This is a genomic window from Akkermansiaceae bacterium (genome assembly GCA_017798145.1).
GTDB lineage: Bacteria > Verrucomicrobiota > Verrucomicrobiia > Verrucomicrobiales > Akkermansiaceae > Luteolibacter.
In genome coordinates this window covers 4,202,972-4,224,957 of the sequence record CP059069.1, presented here as the reverse complement: position 1 = coordinate 4,224,957, position 21,986 = coordinate 4,202,972, and the positions used below count along the sequence as shown (strand labels likewise).

At 61.2% G+C, this 21,986-nt stretch carries 18 protein-coding genes; 3 read left to right on the top strand and 15 right to left on the bottom strand.

The window, feature by feature from the left end; genetic code table 11:
• Positions 1-180: 180 nt before the first annotated feature.
• The 4 genes from HZ994_18060 to HZ994_18045 are packed head-to-tail and all read right to left on the bottom strand — an operon-like array spanning position 181 to position 5,035.
• Positions 181-2,829 carry a PriCT-2 domain-containing protein gene (locus HZ994_18060; GenBank protein ID QTN34141.1) on the bottom strand — a complete coding sequence of 883 codons (2,649 nt, stop codon included), beginning with the start codon at positions 2,827-2,829 and terminating at the stop codon, positions 181-183.
• Between the two features lie 22 nt (positions 2,830-2,851).
• Complete coding sequence (locus tag HZ994_18055; GenBank protein ID QTN34140.1) at positions 2,852-3,205, bottom strand: hypothetical protein; 354 nt, start codon at positions 3,203-3,205, stop codon at positions 2,852-2,854.
• Positions 3,177-3,770, bottom strand: coding sequence for a hypothetical protein (locus HZ994_18050; protein QTN34139.1), 594 nt, complete (start codon positions 3,768-3,770; stop codon positions 3,177-3,179). Before HZ994_18050 ends, HZ994_18055 begins: the two co-directional genes overlap by 29 nt.
• On the bottom strand, positions 3,767-5,035 hold the full coding sequence (locus HZ994_18045; GenBank protein ID QTN34138.1) for a site-specific integrase: 1,269 nt from the start codon (positions 5,033-5,035) through the stop codon (positions 3,767-3,769). The genes HZ994_18050 and HZ994_18045 overlap by 4 nt, the downstream gene beginning before the upstream one ends.
• A gap of 234 nt (positions 5,036-5,269) precedes the next feature.
• Between HZ994_18045 and HZ994_18040 the strand changes: the two genes are divergently transcribed.
• Positions 5,270-6,523: a mechanosensitive ion channel family protein gene (locus HZ994_18040; protein QTN34137.1), complete on the top strand. Its 1,254-nt coding sequence runs from the start codon at positions 5,270-5,272 to the stop codon at positions 6,521-6,523.
• A 15-nt stretch (positions 6,524-6,538) separates the two neighbouring features.
• On the opposite strand, the gene HZ994_18035 is transcribed toward HZ994_18040, so the two are convergent.
• Entirely contained in the window at positions 6,539-6,805 is a 267-nt protein-coding gene (locus HZ994_18035; protein QTN34136.1) for a hypothetical protein, read from the bottom strand.
• A 77-nt stretch (positions 6,806-6,882) separates the two neighbouring features.
• On the bottom strand, positions 6,883-7,812 hold the full coding sequence (locus HZ994_18030) for a hypothetical protein (GenBank protein ID QTN34135.1): 930 nt from the start codon (positions 7,810-7,812) through the stop codon (positions 6,883-6,885).
• A gap of 167 nt (positions 7,813-7,979) precedes the next feature.
• Here HZ994_18030 and mutS point away from each other — a divergent pair, with 167 nt between their 5' ends.
• Positions 7,980-10,439 carry a DNA mismatch repair protein MutS gene (mutS, locus tag HZ994_18025; protein ID QTN34440.1) on the top strand — a complete coding sequence of 820 codons (2,460 nt, stop codon included), beginning with the start codon at positions 7,980-7,982 and terminating at the stop codon, positions 10,437-10,439.
• 298 nt (positions 10,440-10,737) lie between these two features.
• On the top strand, positions 10,738-12,273 hold the full coding sequence (locus HZ994_18020) for a 2,3-bisphosphoglycerate-independent phosphoglycerate mutase (protein ID QTN34134.1): 1,536 nt from the start codon (positions 10,738-10,740) through the stop codon (positions 12,271-12,273).
• Between the two features lie 33 nt (positions 12,274-12,306).
• On the opposite strand, the gene HZ994_18015 is transcribed toward HZ994_18020, so the two are convergent.
• The 9 genes from HZ994_18015 to HZ994_17975 form a co-directional block, all read right to left on the bottom strand.
• Positions 12,307-13,311 (bottom strand): chorismate-binding protein, encoded by a 1,005-nt coding sequence (locus tag HZ994_18015; protein ID QTN34133.1) that lies wholly within the window; start codon positions 13,309-13,311, stop codon positions 12,307-12,309.
• A complete protein-coding gene (locus tag HZ994_18010) occupies positions 13,308-15,737 on the bottom strand; it encodes a BatD family protein (protein ID QTN34132.1) in 2,430 nt (809 codons plus the stop codon). Before HZ994_18010 ends, HZ994_18015 begins: the two co-directional genes overlap by 4 nt.
• A 6-nt stretch (positions 15,738-15,743) precedes the next feature.
• Entirely contained in the window at positions 15,744-17,681 is a 1,938-nt protein-coding gene (locus tag HZ994_18005) for a VWA domain-containing protein (GenBank protein QTN34131.1), read from the bottom strand.
• A gap of 1 nt (position 17,682) precedes the next feature.
• Positions 17,683-18,705: a VWA domain-containing protein gene (locus HZ994_18000; GenBank protein ID QTN34130.1), complete on the bottom strand. Its 1,023-nt coding sequence runs from the start codon at positions 18,703-18,705 to the stop codon at positions 17,683-17,685.
• Positions 18,702-19,202 (bottom strand): hypothetical protein, encoded by a 501-nt coding sequence (locus HZ994_17995; protein ID QTN34129.1) that lies wholly within the window; start codon positions 19,200-19,202, stop codon positions 18,702-18,704. The genes HZ994_18000 and HZ994_17995 overlap by 4 nt, the downstream gene beginning before the upstream one ends.
• A 5-nt stretch (positions 19,203-19,207) precedes the next feature.
• Positions 19,208-20,098: a DUF58 domain-containing protein gene (locus HZ994_17990; protein QTN34128.1), complete on the bottom strand. Its 891-nt coding sequence runs from the start codon at positions 20,096-20,098 to the stop codon at positions 19,208-19,210.
• 31 nt (positions 20,099-20,129) lie between these two features.
• Entirely contained in the window at positions 20,130-21,113 is a 984-nt protein-coding gene (locus tag HZ994_17985; GenBank protein ID QTN34127.1) for an AAA family ATPase, read from the bottom strand.
• A gap of 77 nt (positions 21,114-21,190) precedes the next feature.
• The gene (locus HZ994_17980) at positions 21,191-21,589 is read right to left on the bottom strand and encodes a hypothetical protein (protein QTN34126.1); all 399 of its coding nucleotides are present in this window, start codon (positions 21,587-21,589) and stop codon (positions 21,191-21,193) included.
• A gap of 122 nt (positions 21,590-21,711) precedes the next feature.
• The gene (locus HZ994_17975) at positions 21,712-21,984 is read right to left on the bottom strand and encodes a hypothetical protein (GenBank protein QTN34125.1); all 273 of its coding nucleotides are present in this window, start codon (positions 21,982-21,984) and stop codon (positions 21,712-21,714) included.
• Between the last annotated feature and the right edge of the window lie 2 nt (positions 21,985-21,986).

Below are 21,986 nucleotides of genomic sequence, written 5' to 3'. Positions count from 1 at the left end.
TGGATGCAAACACACGCTGCTCGGGCTGTACTCGCGAGCATCGCTTGGTGGATGGCGCCCTTCCCCGCCGTCCCGCCGTCATGGTGTAATTCCAAGAAAAGCTACAGTAGTGTGACCTCGCTGTAGCTTTTCTACGTCTTACCATACCACGCCGGGGACGCCGGGACGCGCGGGAAAAACTCATGCAACAGGCACGATGGAGTAGAACTTTTGCTTCTCGTGACCCCGACCCTCGACATAAACATCGCGCTCCACCCGTGCGACTGTGAGGCCATCGACGGTGACAGGCTGCCCCTCCGTGTCCCGGAACAACCTTCCAAGGATTTTACCCGCCCGCTGATGCGGTTCCTCCCGACCCAAGGGGTTGCCCGGAAATTCGATTCCGGCATCCTCCGCGATACTAACCAGTTGGGCGGTGGTCAGCGCCATCTGCAACTGCTTGCCATCCCGCGCCGCGATCGTCACCTCACGGAGCCACTGCAGTGCGGGGTTCGCTGTCCGCGCCTGCTCCTCAGAGTGGCCGTCGAGCAGAGGGGCGAGCTTGAAGATGTTCTGGACGATCCAGTCCAGAGACCTACACCAGCCCCGGAAATCGTGGCGGCTATCGTCTGTCTTCGGGCATCCGTTCTGAGACCACTCCTTGATGACCGAGAAGACCGCGCCAAGGTAGAACGCCTGCTGTGCCTCAACATGCGCCTCCAGACTTCCCTCGGCGTATTCCTTGAATTGGTATCCCGAACTCTGCTTTCGGATCCGGGTGATGATTGATCGGTTGGCGATGTCCCTCGTGAACTCCGCGCCGTTGGTGGAGAGCTGCCAGTTGAAAGGCCCCGTGTCGACATCCGCACTTACGCGCAACGCACGGCATGTGACCCTGCCAACCCCCCGTACTGCCTGTTCCAAAATAGTAGAATCCAACTTCCCCCGGAAATTATCGAGCGTCACAAATGGGCGCCCCTTGATGAGTGCGGTAGAAATGGCTTCGTCCAAGCTGCCGACGCCGCCACGGGGCGCGGGGATAGCGGATGGGATCTCGTTGTAGGTCCGATTCACCAGCTTTTGACGGTAGGTCTTCCCTGACTGACTTTCCGTGGCCTCCCCGACGTCCAATGGGAAATCATCGTCGATCCAGTTGCCCATTTTGAGAGCCGGGCTGAGGAAGCTTGCAACGGCTCGCGACTTGTCTGCGGGTGTTACGAAGTTGAAATCATCCAACAAACCCAGAATCGCGGCCGTGGCAGCTTCCACTGGCATTTCCGGAGGGATCTCACCGTCGGTGACGTAGGTGCCGCCAGCGTGGGGGTGATACCCACGTCCGAGGACTTCTCCATCTTTGCTCAGAACCGGACATGCTGCCAACTGCCGAACCGGCGGCAGGTTGCTGGTGGCGGAATCTGAACACAAAAGAATTTTGGCAGCGCTGATGGGCATCCTACGGCTCCGCCAGATGTGTTTTCCCTTCCCACCCCCTCCCCCCTCCTGCCACTCCCTCCGGGCTACTCGATGACCGAAATTCTCGAGGAGGCTGCAAAAGCGCTCCGGGAAAAGCTGCTCAAAGTGATCGTGCCCCTTGCCGCCGCCTTTGATCTCATGGACGGTTCCTCCGCGGATAAACAGCCGGTGCTTAGGCGCGATGGTACTGAAGATAATCTCCCCGGCCTCACGGTATTCGATTTCGCCGGCAGGAACGGGGAAGACTCCCTCAGGAACGTCCACGCTGTCGCAATTGCTCTTTGCTGAGGGAAATTGATACCCGTGCTTCCTAGCCAAGTGGACAAGAGTGCCTGCGGTAATTTCAGTCAGGCGGGTTTTGAACTTCTCGCTGTATTCGCCTGGTTCTTCCTCTGGGCTCCACTCTTTCAAAAGCGCGGTTCCGGCCGCTTCGTCCCCGGTGGCAGACCATACGGCTGACGATACTTTCAGCCAGGTATCGTAGTCCGGGCGAGTCGGAATGCAGGTCAGCATGCCCTTGATAGTTTCCGGGGTGAGGGGGTCATGCTTCGCGCTGGCAGCATTGCCTTTGGCGTCTTGACTCTCCAAGATTGAGCACTCCCCCGGTGTCATCGATGCACCTCTCGAATTTTTCGCCGACGTGACGGGTAGCACGGTGGCGGGCGATGTCATCAAGTATGCCTCAGGGTCGAAGCTCACGAAGCACAGCCTCGCTGGATCCTTGGTGCTGGCGTCGAGTTTCAGTCCGTATTTCTCACGAAAATACGATTCCGCAGCAGTGAACGCGGCAGTATGCTCCGATTGGGTTGCGCAAACGGGGATGCGGATGATGGCCTTCACCCCGAACTTTACGCTCAAAAATACGGATTGGACATGTTCGTCTCCCGCGAGCATTTCCTTGATTTCGTCAGCGGCGCGGGGATGGAAATCTTTGGCGTCAAAGTCACCCTGCAGATAACCGCTGTGCTGGAAACGACCCTCTTTGTGTGCACCTGCTCGGAGACCCTCGGTGACCAGTCCCGACAGAGTCACTGACGGTAACGTCCTCTTGATTTCGTCTGCCCGTTGATGGTCGCCCTGTTCCTCGAACTCGCGGATTTGCTTGATGGTCTCCCCGTAAGAGCCGAGCCTCACCCTAAGGATGAAAGCGATGATGGTGGTTTCCTCCGTCGGAGTCCGGTCATGGATGCGTCTGAAGAAGGAAATTGGTGACTTCAAGGGGTTACCCTTCTCCGCCTCGGCGGTCGTTTTCGTTGAGCTATGAAAAGCTGCGGTGGATTGATTGTTAGACATGTCCTGCAATGGTTTTTTCGATTGCAGGCCACCTCGCGATTTGAGACATTTCGACAGGTTTCCAAACCGTCGGGCCGTTTCCATTCGCGTGGGGCGGCCTGATTCTTTATGGTTTCAGAGTTTCGGTAACACTAGCCTTGCGGGAACTGGCAATGTTGGAGTTCATGGCTTCCTGGTTCGCCAGAAACTCGCGGATCGAGGCGACGTTGTAGAGCCGGGCACCGTATTGCTTCCCTTCTCCACGAAGGGACACAGAACGAATCTTCTTCTCCAGGCGGAGGTTATACAGGATCGTGTGCGTGAGCCCGAATTGCGCGGTGACTTGCTTTTCACGCGCCCACTCGGCTTCTGAATTGGTTTTGGTAATGTTGTTGGCGTACATAATGACGCCGCCCAATTTTACCATTTTTTGACCCTTGGCGAAAGAACTCCTACTTTTTGTTTGATCGTCCTCGGCCATCGGGCAGTGGCCAAAACAGCGGATCTGTATCAAGGGCATTCTGCATCACTAGCCATCTCCCGGCGTCGGTCGCCTGTTGGTCATTGAACCCAAGCTCCTTGAGCTCGGCATGCGATGGCACGCGGCCCTTCTCTTGGGAGAAGGCTAGGGACTTCAGCACAGCCTGTAGAGTCTTTGACTTTCTCCCGCGTGCCCGCCCTGCTTTCGCATCAGCTATCGCCTTTTCCACCTTGCTTTTTGCCCCATGGTCAACCTTGGGCTGCTGGGCAGAATTGTCCTTGGTGCTGGGCGCACGGCGGCGCGGCTCGAAGTGATTGAGAATCCTTTGCTCCATGTCGGCTTGTAATCGCTTCACCAACTCCAGTTCCTCGCGCAGCGAATCAATGTGTTCCATCAAGGTATCAGGATCATCAATGGCAAGCTCCAGGTCAGCACGCGCACTGCAGATGTTGGCATAAGAGTCGGCTGGAAAAACCAGTGTCCGCTGAGAACCGTCCTCGTCCTCTACAGTGCCTCCGCACAAAGCGCGAAGATCTCGGGGAAGTTCGTCTCGCTTGTCGCTCATGACTTGTCCGGGGTTAGTCTCGGCAGCTTGGCGATGGCTTTCCGTCCGGCCTTCTCGTCCGGATGACTGTAAATCTGATGACTTTCACGGGTGCTGTGTCCCACCAAGGCCATCCTGTCTTCTTCACTCACGCCAGCATTGCGGAGCCAGCTTGTGAAAGTATGACGCAGGCTGTGAAATCCCTTCTCCCATGTGATGCGCCCCGCGCCCTTGCCCTGCCCCTCTTCGATGATTCTGGACGGCTTGCCTCGATCCACGCCAGAGGCGGCCATGATGCCCTTGAATGTGTCGGAAAGCCCGTTTGCGCCGTTCACTCTCTTTTTTGCCAGTGTAGGAAAAACTGGGGCGGCAGGTGAATCATCGGCAACCGGGGCGGCCATGAGATAGGCGAGCAAGTCGGGCTGGATCGGAATGTGAACTTCGCGCTTTTTCCTTTTCGTCTTCGATGGGATGAGAGTGATTTTCTTTGCGTCAAGGTCAACGGCTTCCCATGACAAACGAGCGGAATCGCCAAGCCGTAACCCTGTGAACGCTGCCACAAGGACAAGCCCGCGCCATTCCTCGGAAGGGGCGGCACCTACCAGCTTCCCGACTTCCTCCAGCGTGAACGGCTTCCGCTCCTGACTGTCCCCCGTATCGGTGTCGGCAATCGCGGTTCCGCATGGATTGAAGGCAACGATTCCCTCGCGCATGGCTGCCCGGTAGATCGCCCCCAGGTCTTTGACATAGGAAAGCACTGTCTTCCCCGCCCGCCCCTCATCCTGCAGTTTCTCTCGCCACTCGCGGACATGCTGGGAAGTGACGCTTTCGAGGGGCTTCTTGCGCCGTTCATCGCCAAGCCATGAGAGGAAGGCTTCCGCGTGGCTCTTGTATCGCGCCATCGTGGCCTTGCTTGAATCCCTCCCCTTCCTGCGGAGCCATTCCGCCGTCCAGCTTTCGAGCGTATAAGCGGGCATGTCCTCGCCCGTGGCAAGGGCAAGCAATCTGGCAACGTGCTTTCGTGCTGATAGCGCGGTGAACTTCTCCAGCTCGATCTCCGCGCCCATCTCGACAAGGATGGCCTTTGCTTGCTGTGCCTTGTCGCTTCCTGATTTCACGATCCCTTGTGCTGCCCGCTCCATGTCAGCAGCGGCAAGAAGGGCTTCGGATTTCTTCGTTTTCCCTGTGGATCTCCTGACTTGCCGTAAACCGCCGTTCACAAGGTCGGGGACGTAGAATTGCGCCTGATAGACTTTCGAACCTTTGCGCTTTTTAAGTGATGCCATCGCTTTTCGGGATTTGGTGTCCCTAAACTGTCCCCTAGTTTTGGACGGCCAGCAAGTTTTCACTGTTCCAAAAGCCCGGTATTTCCTGGAATCCATTGATTTACAAGGGGAGCTTTTCCTTTCGCAGGTTCGAACCCTGCAGCGCGCACCATCCGGCTTCGCGTTCATTCCCGCCGCCGTTCTTTCTCGGCCTCCCGGTTTGACCTAACGGCCATACCATGCACCCTTAGGCGCATGATTCGCCTCCCTCTCTTCTTAGCCTGCGCACTCACCCTGTTCATCTGCCCTGCTCTTTCCCAGGAAAACACCCTCTCCCCCGATCCCCGGATTTCCACCGACATCCTCGCCCTTTCCCTGGATCCGCTCACCGAAGAAGAGCTGGAGACGCAGACGGCCATTTGGATGGCAGCGCTCAAGGAATCATCAACCCGCATCGCAGAAAACGAGATCCGGCTCCTCAGCGGCGAGGGCGATGCCAGCGCGATCAGCGCAGAACTGCTGCTTCTCCGCGAAACCAAGGCGGAGATCCTGACGCGCACGCAGATCGTCCTCGAAGCCTACGAGCTCAAGGGAGGCGATGCTTCGAAACAAATGAAATACCTTGCCGCCGTCCGTGGCATCAAGCCGGCCAACAACGATGTCGGCACCCGCGTCCATGCCTTCCGCACATGGCTGGGCGCCGAGGACGGTGGCATGCGCATCCTTCTTGGAAGCATCAAATTCATTGTCGTCCTCGCAGGTTTCTGGCTGCTATCGGTTTTCGCAGGCAAGCTCATCCGCCGCTCCATCTCAAGGCAGGCGAACATTTCCGCACTCCTAAAGGTGTTCATCAACAAGATGGCCAGCCGCATCATCCTCGGCATCGGCATCATCGTAGCGCTTGGCACGGTCGGCGTGAACGTCGGAGCCGCCCTTGCTCTCATCGGCGGCGGTGCGTTCATCCTCGCCTTCGCGCTCCAGGACACCCTCAGCAACTTCGCCGCAGGCATGATGCTGCTCATCTACCGCCCCTTCGATGTCGGCAGCGCCGTGGAAATCGGCGGGATCAAGGGCAAGGTGGACAGCGTCAGCATGGTCTCAACGACCATTTTAACCTTCGACAACCAGAAAGTCCTCGTCCCCAACAAGAAGGTCTGGGGCGAAACCATCACCAACATCACCGGCATGGACACCCGCCGCGTCGATATGGTCTTCGGCATAGGGTATTCGGATGACATCGGGAAAGCCGAGGAAATCATCGCCCGCGCCGTCTCGGAGCATCCGCTTATCCTCAGCGAGCCGGAACCGAACATCGGCGTCCACGAACTTGCGGACTCCTCGGTGAACATCCGCTGCTGGCCATGGGCCGCCACCTCGGATTTCCTCACGGTCCGCACTGAAATCACAAGGCGCGTCAAGGAGGACTTCGATGCGGCGGGCATCTCCATCCCCTTCCCGCAGCGCGACATCCATTTCCACGGAACCGGGACGAAGCCCGCTGGTGATTGAATCATCTTGCCGCCGCTATTTCCCCTGCCTGCGGAAAAGCAACCTGAGGACGAAATAGAGAGGCGCGGCGACGATCATCACGACGATGGAGGCCTCGGTCCTCGATGCCGACTCCATCCAGGAATCCGCATCGCGTCGCGATCCGATGACTGCCACGGCCAGCAGAACCACGCCCAGCACGAGCATCCCGAGCAGCAGGAATGGCAGCCATCCGGGAATTGGTTCCTCCCCGCCCGTCTCATTGAAACCAACGGCGGCAACACCTACGAAAAACATTCCCATCGTCAGCAGGAAACACCGCGCGAACGTAACCCACTCCGGGGCAGCCCCCTTCCGTTTGCCGCGCCTTCTCAAAACATTCACCTCGGGAAATTCCGTCCCGGCTGGGCCGATCTCGTCAGGTAGCCGAGCTTCTCCTTCAGCTGACCGAGTTCCCTGCGCATGGTATCCTTCTCCCCATCGGTGTATCCTGCAGCTCCCGGCCCGAGGAATCCGCCCCCATCGCCACCCGCAGGCTTCCCTGCGCCCTCCGCAAGCTGGGATTCCAGGTATTCCACGCGGATCTGAATCCGGGCGATCTCCGCCTTCTCCTCCGCCGTCAGCTCCTTCGATTGCGGAGCTCGCACCACCTTGGACCTGACGATTTCCTCAAACGTCGCGATCCCGGAGCCGATAATCTTCCCGCCCTCGACACGCGCACGGAAAACGACGGCCTTCCCATTCTCCATCAGTGTCTTGTACTCCTCGAAATCCCGGTATTTCCCATCCGAATAGTTCTTACCTTTTGTCAGGACAACCCTGCCCTCCTCGACCTTTACCTTCGTCATCCTACCGTCCGCTTCGCCGGAAAGGTTCATTTCCATCCTTGTGCCGCCGCCCAGCACCACCACCGCCGTGGTGAGCGGCGAGGCTCCAAGCGAACTGCTCTTGGAGATCGATTTCACATACCCTTCCATCAGGAAATTCCTGCCCTCCACGAGCTTCGGATCCGCCCCTATCGCATCCAGCAAGGCGGTCTCCGCGACAATCGGGGACTCGAGTGCATTGGCCGCCAGTTCCTTCATTTTGCCATGGAGGAAACGCGCATACCCCTGGGATTTCTGATCCAGGCGGGAGAGCGGCACGGAATATTCCTTGCCTGCGGACCTGAGGAAAAGCGAATCATCCTGGAGCCTAACGAAATCCGCCTCGATCGTCTTGCCATCGGAGCTGGTCCATGTGTCCGCCCGCAGCACAAGCGTCGCGGCAAGGGATAGGAAAAAGCCCGCCTTGATTATGCCCGCATGCATGGGAAAAGAAAATCTCATCGCCCTATCGGATACATTCCGCCGTCACGCGAGGCAAGGCGGAATTGGTTCGCAACGGATCCCACCTTCTCCCACCGGCTTCGAGTTTAAAATTTGAAGTTTGAAGTTTCGCCGCCCAGCATCCCCGCATGTCCGGCAGCACAACCCCCATGATGGCCCAATACCTCGGAATGAGGAAAAGCCTGCCTGCGGACATCATCCTCTTCTACCGGCTCGGGGACTTCTATGAAATGTTCTTCGAGGACGCGAAAACCGCCGCCCCCATCATGAACGTCGCCCTCACGAAACGCGGCGGCACCCCGATGTGCGGCGTCCCCTACCACTCCGCCCAAAATTACATCGCCCGCCTCCTCAAGGCCGGCAAGCGCGTCGCCATCGCCGAGCAAACCTCCGAGGCGGTACCCGGCAAACTCGTCGAGCGCGAGATCGCCCGCATCCTCACGGCCGGCTCCATCGACGACCTCACCCTCCTCGACGACCAACGCCCCAACTACCTGGCCGCCCTATCGAAAACCAAAAACTCCTACGGCCTCGCCGCCATCGACCACACCACCGGCGAGTTCATCATCGCCGAGTTCAACGACCCGGCCCAGCTCCTCGACGAGCTCGCCCGCATATCCCCCTCGGAAATCATCATCCCCGACCACCAGATCTCCGACTTCTCCGAAAACCACCCCCACGCCCTCCCTTACGACGGCTATACCTTCCTCCCCGAGCACGCCGTCGATCTCCTGAAATCCCACTTCAACGTCCACTCCCTCGACGGCTTCGGCTGTGCCAACCTCCACGCCGCATCCGCCGCCGCCGGAGCCGCCCTCCACTACCTCGTCACCCAGCTCCGCCGCCCCTGCGAGCACCTCAACCCACCCAAACTCCTCGATAACGAAAAGCACGTCCTCATCGACCAGGCCTCCCAGCGCAACCTCGACCTCATCGAATCCCGCTCCGGCCCCAAGCACACCCTGCTCGCCGTCCTCGACCGCACCCAGACCCCCATGGGCGGCCGCCTGCTCCGCAACTGGCTCCTCCACCCCCTCCGCGACATCGAAACGTTGCAAGCCCGCCAAAACACCATCGCCGCCCTCCTCGCCGAGCCATTCCTCCTCTCCAAAGCCCGCGAATCCCTCAAAAACATCCGCGACATCGAGCGCACCACCTCCCGCCTCTCCCAAAACTCCGGCAACCCCCGCGACCTCCAATCCCTCTCCATCTCCCTCCAAAGCATCCCCCCTCTGAAAGAGGATCTCTCTTCACTGCTCACTGATCACTGCTCACTGATCACTTCCCTCCACCCCCTCCCAGAACTCACCACCCTCCTCGAAGCCGCTCTCAGCGACGAACCCCCGGCCAACCTCAAGGACGGCAACATCATCCGCGACGGCCACTCCGCCGATCTCGACGAACTCCGCTTCGCCGCCCGTGGCGGAAAGGACTGGATCGCCCGGCTCCAGGAAGATGAGAGGAAACGCACCGGCATCGACTCCCTGAAAATCAAATTCAACAACGTCTTCGGCTACTTCATCGAGATCACCACCTCCCAGCTTTCCAAAGTCCCCGACGACTACACCCGCAAGCAAACCATGGCCAACGCCGAGCGCTACATCACCCCCGCGCTCAAGGAAATGGAAAACAAGGTTCTCGGCGCCGAGGAACGCTCCAAACAGCTCGAATACGAACTCTTCCTCGAGCTACGCCAACAGGTCGTCACCCACCTCGCCGAGCTAAAAGAAACCGCCGCCGCCATCGCCGAAATCGACACCCTTTGCGCCCTCGCCGAGACCGCCCAGCTCCACCGCCACTGCCGCCCCACCCTCACACACGGCACCGAACTCATCATCGAGAACGGCCGCCACCCCGTCCTCGAGCAAACCCTAACGGACACAAAGTTCGTCCCCAACGACACCGAACTCCTCCCGGAATCGAGCCGCCTCCAGATCCTCACCGGCCCCAACATGGCCGGAAAATCCACCTACATCCGCCAGCTTGCCCTCATCACCCTGATGGCTCAGATCGGCGCCTACGTCCCCGCCGATTCCGCCACCATCGGCCTCGCCGACCGCATCTTCTGCCGCGTCGGGGCATCCGATGACCTCTCGCGCGGCCAATCCACCTTCATGGTCGAGATGTCGGAAACCGCCCTCATCCTCAACCACGCCACCGAGAAATCGTTGGTGATCCTCGACGAGATCGGCCGCGGCACCGCCACCTTCGACGGCCTTTCCATCGCCTGGGCCGTCGCCGAGCACCTCCACGACGAGGTGAAATGCCGCACCCTCTTCGCCACCCACTACCACGAGCTCACCGACCTCGCCAACACCCGCGAAGCCGTCACCAACTGCAACGTCGCCGTCCGCGAGTGGAACGAGGAAATCATCTTCCTCCACAAGATCCTCCCCGGCCCCGCCGACAAATCCTACGGCATCCAGGTCGCCCGCCTCGCCGGCCTCCCGAAACCCGTCCTTACCCGCGCCAAGGACATCCTCTCCCACCTGGAAATGAACTCCTCCAAGCCGGAGTCCAAGGAAAAGCACCCGAAACCCAAGACCACGAAACTCGAAGACACCCTCCCGGAGACAAATTCCCCGCAGATGAATCTCTTCGATTTCTGATGATGGGCCACCCAAGGACAAAAACCCGGAACTTCATGTTGGCCATCCGTAGCCTCCCACAGCCCGTGAGGCAGAAACCCAGGATGCGAGCTGCGAGCCATGGGCACTCGATCCCGGGCGAATGTTGCGGCTGCAGAGACCGTGATGACGCCCTGTCTCCATCCCACACACGCCCTACGCTTGATTCAAAGAAGCATCGTACACCATCCTCCCCTGCGCCCCTCGTGGGCAAGCCTTCCTCCCGCCTGCCGCAGGATCGCAATTGACCCGGCTACGATCTACCTTTACAGCATCCCGCATGGCTAAGAAACCAGTGGTGCTAATCATTCGCGACGGCTGGGGCACAAACCCCGGCGGCAAGGAAACCGCAGAGAAGGACGGAAACGCCATCCTTCTCGCCAACACCCCTTTCACCGACGAAACCCTCTCCCAATACCCGCACTCCTTCCTCTCCGCTTCAGGCATGGATGTCGGGCTCCCGGAAGGGCAAATGGGAAATTCCGAGGTCGGTCACCTGAACCTCGGGGCCGGACGCATCGTTTATCAGGATTTCACCCGCATCAACAAGGCCATCGCGGAGGGCACGATCGCCAACAACGAGGTCTTCAGGAAGGCCTTGGAGAAAGCGAAGCCCTGCCGACTCCATTTCATCGGCCTCGTCTCCGACGGCGGAGTCCACTCCCATCAGGATCAGCTCATCGCGATGACCAAGCTCGCCGCCGAGGCGGGGGTGAAGGACATCATGATCCACGCGATCACCGACGGACGCGACACCTCCCCGACAGGCGGGGCAGGATACATCTCCAAGGTCGAGGACGAGACGGCGAAGGCCGGGGCGAAGATCGCCACGGTGGTCGGCCGCTACTTCGCGATGGACCGCGATAAGCGCTGGGACCGTGTGAAGCTCGCTTGGGATGCCATCGTCCACGGCATCGGCACGAAAAAGGAGATCCTCGCCTCCGAAGCGGTTGCCGAGGTTTACGCCGACCAAAGCAAGACCGACGAGTTCATGCCCCCCATGGTTTTCACCGAGGCAGATACGCAACGCGTGCGCGACGGCGATGTGGTGCTGTTCTTCAACTTCCGCGCCGACCGCGCCCGCGAGCTTTCCGAAGCGTTTCTCGAGAAAGACTTCGCCGGCTTCGACCGCGGCGCAGTCCCGCAGGTCCACTACGTCACCCTCACCGTCTACGACGAAAAATATGATTGCGATGCGATCTTCTCCCCGCAGACGCTCGACATGACCCTCGGGGAAACCGTCGCCGCCGCAGGCATGAAGCAGATGCGGATCGCGGAGACGGAGAAATACCCGCACGTCACCTATTTCTTCAACGGTGGCATAGAGAAGGAAAACAAGGGCGAGAAACGTTTCATCATCCCCTCGCCCAAGGACGTCGCCACCTACGACCTCAAGCCGCAGATGTCGGCGGAGGAAGTCACACGGACGGTTGTGGAAAACCTCAAGGACTTCGATCTCGTCATCCTCAACTTCGCCAATCCGGACATGGTCGGCCACACAGGCGTCGTCGAGGCGGCGATGAGCGCCGTCGAGACCATCGACGCATCGGTGAAAGCGATCGTCGAGCAAACCCTCCGCCTCGGCGGCAAGCTTCTCATCACGGCCGATCACGGCAACTGCGAATACATGCGCAATGCCGACGGCTCGCCCAACACCGCACATACCACCAACCTTGTGGAGATCATCTACGTCGCCGACGACGCATCCTCCCACAAGATGCGCGACGGCATCCTCGCCGACGTCGCGCCCACCCTGCTGGAAATGCTCCGCCTCGATAAGCCGGAGCAGATGACCGGCAAGTCGTTGTTGGAGTAGCGGCGATCCGCGGCCACCGGTTCGTGCCGGGGATCAGGCAAGGAAAGCTTTCACGGCGGCGCGCTTGAGGCGCAGTTCGCGCCATTCATTGACAAGGCGGCTGGCCTCGATGACACCGCAGCCCGCTGGCAGCGAGATCCGTTTGCCCTGCCACCAGACGCCGCGTATCGCCACGACCGCCTCGAATTTCCCGCAATCCCAAACGCCGAAAGGTGCGCCGAATTCCTCCGGGCAGCCCAGCCGCCCGCGCCAGACGCTGAGCATTTCCATGTTCTCCTCGGTGCGCGGCAAGGGACCGAGAGCGGGCGTCGGGTGCAGCAGCCGCAGCAACTGCACGGGATCCTGCGCCGTATCGAGATCGACGCTGATGCCGGTGTGGAAATGGATGATGGAGCCGAGCCGCAGGACACAGCGCTCCCTGCGCTGCAACGAGCCGAGGCCGAGCAGCTTCGACACCAATGTCTGGGCCACGTATTCGTGCTCCCGGATCTCCTTTCCATCCACGCCGAAGACATCCTCATCCTCGCAGCGGGCGGTGCCGGCGAGCGCCATGGTTTCAAGCCGCTGCCCATCGAGGGAAAACAGGAGTTCGGGCGTCGCCCCCGCAAAGCCGTCCTCTTCCGAAGCCCAGCCGTAGGAATGGAGCGGGGCGCCCTGGGCCGCCATTGCGGCGATGATCGCGTTGCCCGCAGAACCGGAAGCCTCACCCCTTTCCGTGACAACAGGCACCGTTTTCTCGATCAGCCCCTGGTGGATACAGTCCATGATTTCCTGGAAAACGAAGGAAAACGGCATGGCATCCGGCGTCTCCCAGCGTATCGCCGGTGCAGCTTGGATCGCGTGGGCGAGCCGGAATTCCTCCGCCGTCATCAGGAGAAAACTGGATGGGATCATCCACGGGGTTTTCTCACGCGCCGCGAAGCCGCGCTTGTAGAAAGCGACGCCATCGGCGGGCGGTTGCTCCGCTGCGGCGAAGGGGCCGCTGCCGAGGATCACCGTCCCATCCCGCCGCGCCAGCCATGCGATTCGCCCGCTCATGCGCTGCTGCCATCGGCAGCGGTCTTGCGGACTTTCGGCGGCTCCGGCGGGGTGCGGGGGATGATCATCTCAATCGATTCCACAGGCACCCAGCCGCGGGTCTTGGTGGCAAAGCCGACATAGGCCCAACGCCCGGAACGGCGTATCACCTCTGCGAGGGAACCGGCCGGGGCGTCGATCACCTCCGGGGACGTGCGGGCGGCATCCGCATGCAGCACCACCTTCTCCCCGACGATGACCGCCTGCATGGCAAGCGGCGCAAACCCGGCATCGTCCGGGAAATATCGCCAGCCAAGCCCGCCGAGCGAGATCATCAGAGGGCCTAGTACGAAGCCGACGACACCCGCCACGCGCAGGCGGGAGCCGGGACGGGTGGCAGGGAAGGCGAGCAGGCCGAGCGCAACGAGCCACAGCCCGCACCAGAGCGCACCCTTCCATGCAGCGAGCGGAAACCTGGCCAGGACGTATTGGTAGGCCGGGCGCTCTATGGTAATGGCACCGTATTTCCTCTCCAGGAAACGCAGGTTCTGCCGCGCCTCCCCATGGCTGCTGTCCCTCGCCAGCGCGCGGCGGTAATAGAGCGCCGCCTGACCCGGGGCGCCCATGCGATACGATGCGTTGCCTATGTTGTAGAGCGTGTCCGCGCTGAGTTGCTCGTAGGGGCCGGCCTGCAGCCAGAGTTTCGCCGCCTCGTCGAACTTCGCTGCCTCATAGGCTTGCATCGCCTTGGCGGATACATCCCCCGCGTTTGCGGATGGGAGCGTGAGCGCCAGGATCAGCACCCCGAAAGCCGCCCGGCGCAGGCTGCGGAGTATCTCGCTGCGGCGGCCGTTCGGAACACCGGGGACATCGTTCTTGGCCCGGAAGCAGAGGCGATCCCTCTCCTCGATGATGCCGCGTATCTCTTCGCCGCCCTCCCCGGCCAGCCAGCGTTCCGCAAATCCACCGGCGGCACGGAGGAAGCCCAGACCGTCCTCCGCAGGGACTTTTGACAATTTCTCGAAATCCCTGCGCTTGGCGATCTTCACCTCGTCCTTTTCAAAAAGGTATCCGTAGCGCATCCACAGAGCCTTGCCGATGAGGGCGAGCGCGAGGGCTGCGGCAAGGGCATGGGGCAGCCATGTGGGGATGGAGCTGCCAGGCGCGGAAAGAAGCCCGCCGGTTTTGATCGCTCCCAGGATATCCGTCATCCTCTCTACGGGCAGGGGCAGCGCCTGGGGCGGCCCGGAGGATTCGAAGCCCCTGCCGCCGGCGGCGGGCTTCATGTTGAGGGGGATTCCCTCCGTCGTGACGGTGACGTATCTCTCCTCATCCGGATCGAAATAGACGAGGCGGAAGGGCGGGACGGCGGACTTCATTTCCAGCGGGCGTATGAACTGGCTGAACACCACCGAGCCGGTCACCTCCCGGCGCTCCTCGCCACGCTGCGTCTGCGACGCTTCATAAACCTTCCAGCCTGCCGGATCCACCATCTGCGGCGTCCGCAAGTTGTCCAGGTTCCCGCTGCCGCTGACGATGACGTCAAGCGCCAGGGGTTCGCCCTCGGTGACATCCGTCTCGCTGATCGATGTGCCGATGGTGAATTTCCCGACCGCGTTGTCAAAACCCTCCGGCGCGCCCTCCGGCAGGGCGGCGACCTCATAGGCAAGCTTCGGCACGTCGAGCGTGGCCTGGACATTCACACGGCGGGTGAATCCGTCGAAAACCATTCTCACATAGGTCAGCCGCACCGTCGCCGGGCCGATCTCGACCTCGCCGGGCGCGAGGGCGTTCATGCTGGTCTGGTAGGAAATGGAGACATAGGGAGAGCCGAGAAGATTGACCCGCCCTGGCGGATCCGATGGCTCGAACCTCCAGACGGCGAGGCCTTTCCTCTCAAACTCCGGCACGCCCCAATCGGCCACGGCTGAGGCAAGCTCTTCCGGCACGTAGATCTTGATCTCCGCAGGCACCGCTTGGTTTGTGTAGATCTTCTTTTGGGGGATGCGGATGATGCTTGCGTATCTGACCGTCTCGCCGAGCCCCGCAGGCTGGGAGGCGGCCTCAGCCCATTTCAGGTCGCTGGGGTCGAAGACCTCCAGCCGGACCGGGTCTGTCATGTGCTTCACGCCGTCCACCATGACCTCGACGGGCGGGATCACGTGGGCACCCACGGCGTAGCTGGAGACGAGGAACTGGAAGCTCGACTCGATGCGGCGTCCGGGAAACATCTGCGGGCGGCCGAAGCCGATGGACTCGATGGCGACATCCTTGACCAGCGGGACACGGGGCATCGTGTCCGGCTCCTGGCCTTCCACGCGGATCTCGAAGATGCATTGTTCACCGCGGGCGACAAAACCGGAAGAGAGCTTTGCCCTCACCGCACCGTGCCCGATGGCGGCGGTGAGCAGTGCCAGGATGATGATTCTGAGTGTGAATGCGTTCATAAAAACTTACCAGTCCTTGTCCGGCGGCCTGAAATCCCGCCTCCCCTGGGTGAGGGGTCCCTTTTCGACATCCGAGTTTTCCGAAAGGATGCGGCTTGCGCGTTCCTCGGAGGTCTCATTCGGATCGGCCTTCTCTTCGTCCCCGTTTTTGCCATTTTCGCCCTCCTCGTCCTGCTCTTCCCCGCCCTTTCCCTTATCTTCCTGTTCCTCGCCGCCCTCGCCTTGCTGCGGTTCGCCTTCGCCGCCTTCCTTGGGTTCGCCTTCGCCCCCCTCCCCTTCCTGCGGTTCGCCCTGTCCCTGTCCCTGACCCTGCTGTTCCTGCTGCTGGATTTCCTGCTCCGTCTGCTCCTTTTCCTCTTCCAACAGCTCCCTGAGCCTTTTGAGGTAATTCATTGTCAGCTCCTCGTTGCGCATCGCCCCCTCCGCGCCTGGATCCTTGGCGAGCGCGGAGCGATAGTGCCTGACTGCATCGGTCCAGTTGAGTATGATGGAATCGAGGCGTATGAACTCGTTGGTCTCGCCGGATTCCGGCGGCTCCGCCTCGCCCATGCGCTTGAGCTGTTCGCGGACCAATGCGTCGAATTCCCCCATGTCCGGCACCTCTTCGCCCTCCGGGTAGCTGCTGCCGGAAAGCCCCATCCAGCCGAGCTGGAAAAGCGTGTTGCCCATGCCCTCGTGGGCTTTGGCCGCGATCCGCCAATCTTCCGCCAGCAAGGCCTCGCTGTATGCGGTGCGCGCACCCCGGTAGTCCTGCGCCGCGTAGGCGGACAGCGCTTGCCCGAGACGGTATCCGGCGGATGAACCGCCCCCGCCCTTGGATTCGGCGAGGGAGCGGTACTTGTCCCGGGCCTCATCGAAGCGTTCCTCGGCAAAGGCCTTGCGGGCATCCTTCGCGGCATCCGCATGGCCGGGCTGCACGGTCATCAGGAAAAAAAGTGCGGAGACGCCGCCCGCCATGCCCCTCCAGCGGGTGCCTGCGACGATCGCCGCCATCAGGAAAACGATGGCCGGGAACAGCGCCCATTGGAAAAACTCAACCACGATCCTCGTCCGCCCGCCCTCCATTTCGAAGGCATCGATGCCCTGGATGGCCACCTTCACCATGGCCGGGATGTCCGCCCCGCGCCCGGCGATGACGTAGCTTCCTCCCGTGCCGTTGGCCAGCTTGCGCAGGACATCCGGCTGGATGCGGCTGAGGATGCGGTTGCCCGAGGAATCCACCAGGCCGCCGACGAAACCCGGGTGCGGCACAAACCCGCCGTCCTCCGTGCCCACACCGACCGCAAAGATCGTGACCCCGGAGCGCTCGGCTTCCGCGATGATGGCCGCGAGATCCCCCTCATGCTCCTCTCCATCGCTGATGACGATCAATGCGTTGTTTTTCTGCCCCGTTTCCTTGAGCACCTGGGTTGCGAGCTGGACTGCGGCGGAAATGTCCGAGCCGCCCTTCGGCACCCATTCCTCATCGATCTGCTCCACCGTTTCCTTCACAGCGGAGTGGTCGATCGTGAGCGGGGCGCTGAGGAAAGGCGAGCCTGCGAAACCGATCAGGCCGATGCGGTCGTCCTTCAGGGAATCCAGCAGCTCGTAGATCACGATCTTCGCCTGCGCGAGGCGATCCGGCTTCACGTCCTGCACCCTCATGCTGCGCGAGAGATCGAGGGCGATCATGATGTTGCGGCCCTTGGTGGTTTCCGTTCTCGTCCCGGCATCCCCCTGGGGACGGGCCAATGTGAAAACCATCGCGGCGCTGGCGGCGAGCAGGAGACCAAGGGACAGCCAGCGTGGCAGCGGATGCTCCCGCCGGACGAGCCGCCCGCGCAGGCGCTCCGCCGCGAATTCCTCCCACGGCCTTTTCGCGAAACGCCCGGCCAGCACCGCGAGCACCGCGATGGCGGGCACGGCGATCCAGAGCAAAAGCCAGGCTGGGTGTGCGAGATTCATGTTATGCGACAGTCCTGTTCAGTGAAATGTAGCCCGCCAACCCGAGCGCCGCCAGCAGGGAAATGCCGACGAACCATGCGTAGAGTTCCCTGTCATCCGTCACCGTCAGGCTCCGGGACTCGGTTTTCTCAAGGTTGTCGATGGTGCGGAAATTGTTTTCCAGATCCTCCAGGCTTTGCGCCCAGAAATGCTCGCCGCGCGTTTCGCTGGCGATTTTGCGCAGGGTGGGAAGATCGAACTCCTGCCGGGGGAATGTCTGGATCCTGCCGGAAACGCGGCCTTCCTTTGTGCCTATCGCCACGGTGTAGGTCTTGATCCCGAGGGTCTTGATGTGCTGCGCCGCCTCCAGCGGGGAGATCTTCCCGGAGTTGCTGGCGCCATCCGTGATGAGCACGATGATCTTGCTTTTCGCTTCGCGGTTGTCGAGGCGGGTCGCGGCAGTGGCGAGCGCCGAGCCGATCGCCGTGCCCTGCTCCTTGACGGTGCCGGGGTAGCCCCTGTCCTGGCGGTTTAGCTGGAGGGAGTCGAGGGCAAGCCGGAGCCAATCGTGATCCAGGGTGATGGGGCTTGCGGAAACCGGCCTGCCCGCAAAGGCCACCAGGCCAATGCGGTCGTCCGGGCGGCGGGAGATGAAGGCATCGACCACGCGCTTCGCCGCATCGATGCGGCGCATGGGCCGCCCTTCCATGCGGAAGTCGTCGATATCCATGGAGAGCGAGACATCGAAGGCGATGACGATGTCGATGCCGCTGGCGATCCTGCTCTGGTATTCGTTGCGCCAGACCGGCCTCGCCATGCCGAGGATGGCGAAGATGAGCGATGTGAAAAGCATGGGGATCCCTACGTTCCAGGCGAGGCGGTTGACCTTTTTCCCGAGGCTGAGGAGCACTCCGAGGTTGGGGAAAACGACGGCACCGGAGGCACCCTTGCCGCGCCGGAGCAGAAGCAGGAGCAGGCTGGGCACGAGCAGCAGCAGCCAGCCCGGCTGGGCGAACCTGAAGTGGGTGATGAAATCGCCGATCATGCCGCGTGCATCCTTTCGAGAAGTTCCAGGCCGCCGTCGCGGATGGCGGCGGGTTCCGCATCGGGCGGCACCGGTGCGTATTTCAGCGCGGCCAGCCTGCCGAAAAATTGCGCGGCCTCATCCCGCACATCGCCCGGCAGGGAGTTGAGCGCATCGTGGCGGGAGATGAATTCCTCATGGGTCTCGTAGAGCGAGGGCTCGCCCAGGCTCCTGGCGAGATAGCGGCGGAGGATGACGGAAACCCGGATCGCGGCGTCACGCACACCGCCGCCCTGCGCTTCCCGGAAATCCTCCTTCGCCTCCCTGTATGCCTCGCGCCTCTCCCGGTGGGGATCCGCCACGGACTTTTTCCGCCTCAGGACAACAACCGTGAGCACGACGGCCAGGATCAAGCCACCGCCCGCGAAAAACCACCATGCCTGAGCCTCCCAGCGGGGCACCAGCTCAATGGCATCCCGGGACTCGACAAGTTCGAAGCTGTTGCGCGTTTCCTCCATGGTTCCTATCTACGCCGCTTGCTCCTCCGTTTCAACAGGACGTGCAGCGCAGGCAGCGTGTCGCTGTCCGTGGAAAGCGTCGCCGCATCGATGCCGTGTTTCTTGAATACCGAGTCCGCCCCTTCCGCCTGCCTCTGCATCAGCCTCTTGTAACCCATACGCAGGTTGGGATTGTTCGTGTTGACCAGGGTCTCCAAGCCCGTTTCCGGATCGACGAGCACCACCTTGCCCGCCTTGGGCAGGTTTTCCTCCAGCGGATCGTTGACCCGCAGCGCCACCGTCTCGTGCTTGCGGGCGAGCTTGCCGAGCGGTTTGTCGAGCGGATCCGCATGGAAGTCCGAGATCATGAAGACCAGCGCCTTCCTATTGAGCGTGCGGATCAGGAAATCGCAGGCCTCCGTGATCGAAGTGCCCTGCTTGTCCGGCCTGGCCATCAGGATCTCGCGTATCATGCGCAGCAGGTGGCGGGTGCCTTTCGCCGGCGGGATGAACATCACCGGCTCCCCCGCGAAGACCAGCAGCCCGACCTTGTCGCCGTTTTGCAGCGCGCTGAACCCTAGCACCGCCGCGATCTCTGCAGACAACTCGCGCTTGCTCAGGTGCCTGCTGCCGAAATCCGCGGAGCCCGAAACATCCACTGCCATGACAACGGAAAGCTCGCGTTCCTCCCGGAATTTCCTAACAAAAGGCTCATTCATCCGGGCCGTCACATTCCAGTCGATGAATCGCACCTCATCGCCGTGTTGATACTCGCGGAAATCATCGAAATCCAGCCCTTGCCCCCGGAACGAGGAAAGGTACTCGCCGGAGAACGACTCCCTAACAAGCCGCCGCGCCTTGAGCTCGAGCTTGCGCACCCGGGCCATCATTTCATCGATCTGTTCCTCCTCCGTCATCAATGCCCGCAGATTCGTATTCCTTGAGAGTTCAGGGCACCACCACCTTGGCCAGCACCCGCTGCACGATGGTGTCCGTGGTGACGCCCTCGGCCTCGGCCTCGTAGGTAAGCAGGATGCGGTGGCGCAAAACATCGAGAGCCATGTCCTTCACGTCCTGGGGAGTCACGAAAGCCCGTCCCTGCATGAAGGCGCGGGCGCGGGCGGCTAGCGCGAGGTTGATCGTGCCGCGCGGCGAGGCACCGGCGCGCACCCAGTTCTTCAGGGGCGCATCCACCTTAACCGGGAAACGGGTGCAATAGACCAGCTCGACGATGTATTTGCGTATCGCCTCGTCGATGTAGATCCCGTTCACCAGATCCCGCGAAGCACCGACCTGCTCCGGGGTCGCCACGTTGCGGGTTTCGTAGATCGGCGCGGACGTCGCCATGCGGTTGAGGATCTCCAGTTCCTCGCCCTTCGACGGGTAGCCCACGTTGACCTTGAGCAGGAATCGGTCGAGCTGCGCCTCGGGAAGCTGGTAGGTGCCCTCCTGGTCGATGGGGTTCTGCGTCGCCAGGACAAGGAAAGGCTTGGGCAGCGGGTAGGATTTGTCGCCGAGCGTGACCTGCCGCTCCTGCATCGCCTCCAGCAGCGCGGACTGCACCTTCGCAGGCGCGCGGTTGATCTCGTCCGCCAGGATCAGGTTGTTGAAAATCGGGCCAAGCTTCGGCTCGAAGCGGGCATCCTGTGGATGATAGATCATCGTGCCGACAAGATCCGCGGGAAGCAGGTCAGGCGTGAACTGGAAGCGCGCGAAGGTCGCGGAGAGAGAGCCGGAGAGCGCCTTGACCGCCAGGGTTTTCGCAAGGCCAGGCACACCTTCAAGCAGAATGTGGCCGTTGCAGAGCAGGCCGACGAGCAGCCTGTCCACGAGGTCTTCCTGGCCCACCAGCACCTTTGCCATCTCGGCCTTCACATCACCGATCCATCCGCTGCTTTCCGAAATCCGTTCCTGTAGTTCTTCAGTTGTCATATCAAGCTGGTGCTAGCTTGCCATCACCCGCGCCCGGCGCAACCCGCAATGCGGAGCTTTTGGAAAATCCCCCCGGATCAGCGGCGGACACCCCTGCGCCGCACCTCCATCGCCGTCGGCTCCCCGCAATAGGGGCAGCGGAAGCTATCCGCAAAAATGATCGAGTGGGCCACCTTGAACTTGTGGCTCCCGAACATGGTTTCCGCAGTGCGATGCTTGGAGCAGCGGCGGTTCACAAGGGGCGGCACCATGCAAAGAGGGCAGCGGAGGCGCGCGCTCATGATGAAACTCAGGAGTGAGAAGAGAACGCTAACCCCCACGGCGATCCCGACATACGGCAACCAGTCGTGACGCTTCAGAGCCAGGGCGCCTATCAGGAGTCCCGTTGCAACGGGGATCATCAGGAACGTGAGAAGCACCAGAACGGACGCGATCCTGAACCTGCGCAGGGTATCCTGTGATGACAATCTATGCATGGCCTTGATTACCAGCCACGTATCTTAGTGTCTTGCGGAAGGTGCGACAAATTCTAACGAATAGCAAGGTTCCGCAACTAAAAATCATCAATGAACCTGAGATTCCCATAACCGATTGGATATCAGTCGAATAGATCGCCGTCATCAGTCGCAGGGGGCGGCTTGGACCCTTGCCGTGCCAATAGCGTATCGATTTCCGTGAGCAGCTCGAAGCACGGTTCCTGTTCCCGGCTCATGATGCGCTGGATGCGCTCGCGCCATTCATCCTGATCGCCCCCTTTTTTCCGCGAGAGGATGAGGACAAGTTCCGATAGCCGCCCGCTCACGGAAAGCTCCCTGCCGGTGCGTTTCAGCCACGCATCGAGATACGGCTTCCTCTTCGCATCCTCCGACATGC

Excerpts from the sequence above, each read along its gene's own strand:
- HZ994_18030 (QTN34135.1), bottom strand. The coding sequence starts at position 7,812 with ATGCATGCGGGCATAATCAAGGCGGGCTTTTTCCTATCCCTTGCCGCG.
- HZ994_18035 (QTN34136.1), bottom strand. The coding sequence starts at position 6,805 with ATGGGAATGTTTTTCGTAGGTGTTGCCGCCGTTGGTTTCAATGAGACG.
- HZ994_18050 (QTN34139.1), bottom strand. The coding sequence starts at position 3,770 with ATGAGCGACAAGCGAGACGAACTTCCCCGAGATCTTCGCGCTTTGTGC.
- HZ994_17990 (QTN34128.1), bottom strand. The coding sequence starts at position 20,098 with ATGACGGAGGAGGAACAGATCGATGAAATGATGGCCCGGGTGCGCAAG.
- HZ994_18055 (QTN34140.1), bottom strand. The coding sequence starts at position 3,205 with ATGGCCGAGGACGATCAAACAAAAAGTAGGAGTTCTTTCGCCAAGGGT.
- HZ994_18060 (QTN34141.1), bottom strand. The coding sequence starts at position 2,829 with ATGGAAACGGCCCGACGGTTTGGAAACCTGTCGAAATGTCTCAAATCG.
- HZ994_17985 (QTN34127.1), bottom strand. The coding sequence starts at position 21,113 with ATGACAACTGAAGAACTACAGGAACGGATTTCGGAAAGCAGCGGATGG.
- HZ994_18015 (QTN34133.1), bottom strand. The coding sequence starts at position 13,311 with ATGAGCGGGCGAATCGCATGGCTGGCGCGGCGGGATGGGACGGTGATC.
- HZ994_18000 (QTN34130.1), bottom strand. The coding sequence starts at position 18,705 with ATGATCGGCGATTTCATCACCCACTTCAGGTTCGCCCAGCCGGGCTGG.
- mutS (QTN34440.1), top strand. The coding sequence starts at position 7,980 with ATGATGGCCCAATACCTCGGAATGAGGAAAAGCCTGCCTGCGGACATC.
- HZ994_18040 (QTN34137.1), top strand. The coding sequence starts at position 5,270 with ATGATTCGCCTCCCTCTCTTCTTAGCCTGCGCACTCACCCTGTTCATC.
- HZ994_17980 (QTN34126.1), bottom strand. The coding sequence starts at position 21,589 with ATGCATAGATTGTCATCACAGGATACCCTGCGCAGGTTCAGGATCGCG.
- HZ994_18020 (QTN34134.1), top strand. The coding sequence starts at position 10,738 with ATGGCTAAGAAACCAGTGGTGCTAATCATTCGCGACGGCTGGGGCACA.
- HZ994_17995 (QTN34129.1), bottom strand. The coding sequence starts at position 19,202 with ATGGAGGAAACGCGCAACAGCTTCGAACTTGTCGAGTCCCGGGATGCC.
- HZ994_17975 (QTN34125.1), bottom strand. The coding sequence starts at position 21,984 with ATGTCGGAGGATGCGAAGAGGAAGCCGTATCTCGATGCGTGGCTGAAA.
- HZ994_18045 (QTN34138.1), bottom strand. The coding sequence starts at position 5,035 with ATGGCATCACTTAAAAAGCGCAAAGGTTCGAAAGTCTATCAGGCGCAA.
- HZ994_18010 (QTN34132.1), bottom strand. The coding sequence starts at position 15,737 with ATGAACGCATTCACACTCAGAATCATCATCCTGGCACTGCTCACCGCC.
- HZ994_18005 (QTN34131.1), bottom strand. The coding sequence starts at position 17,681 with ATGAATCTCGCACACCCAGCCTGGCTTTTGCTCTGGATCGCCGTGCCC.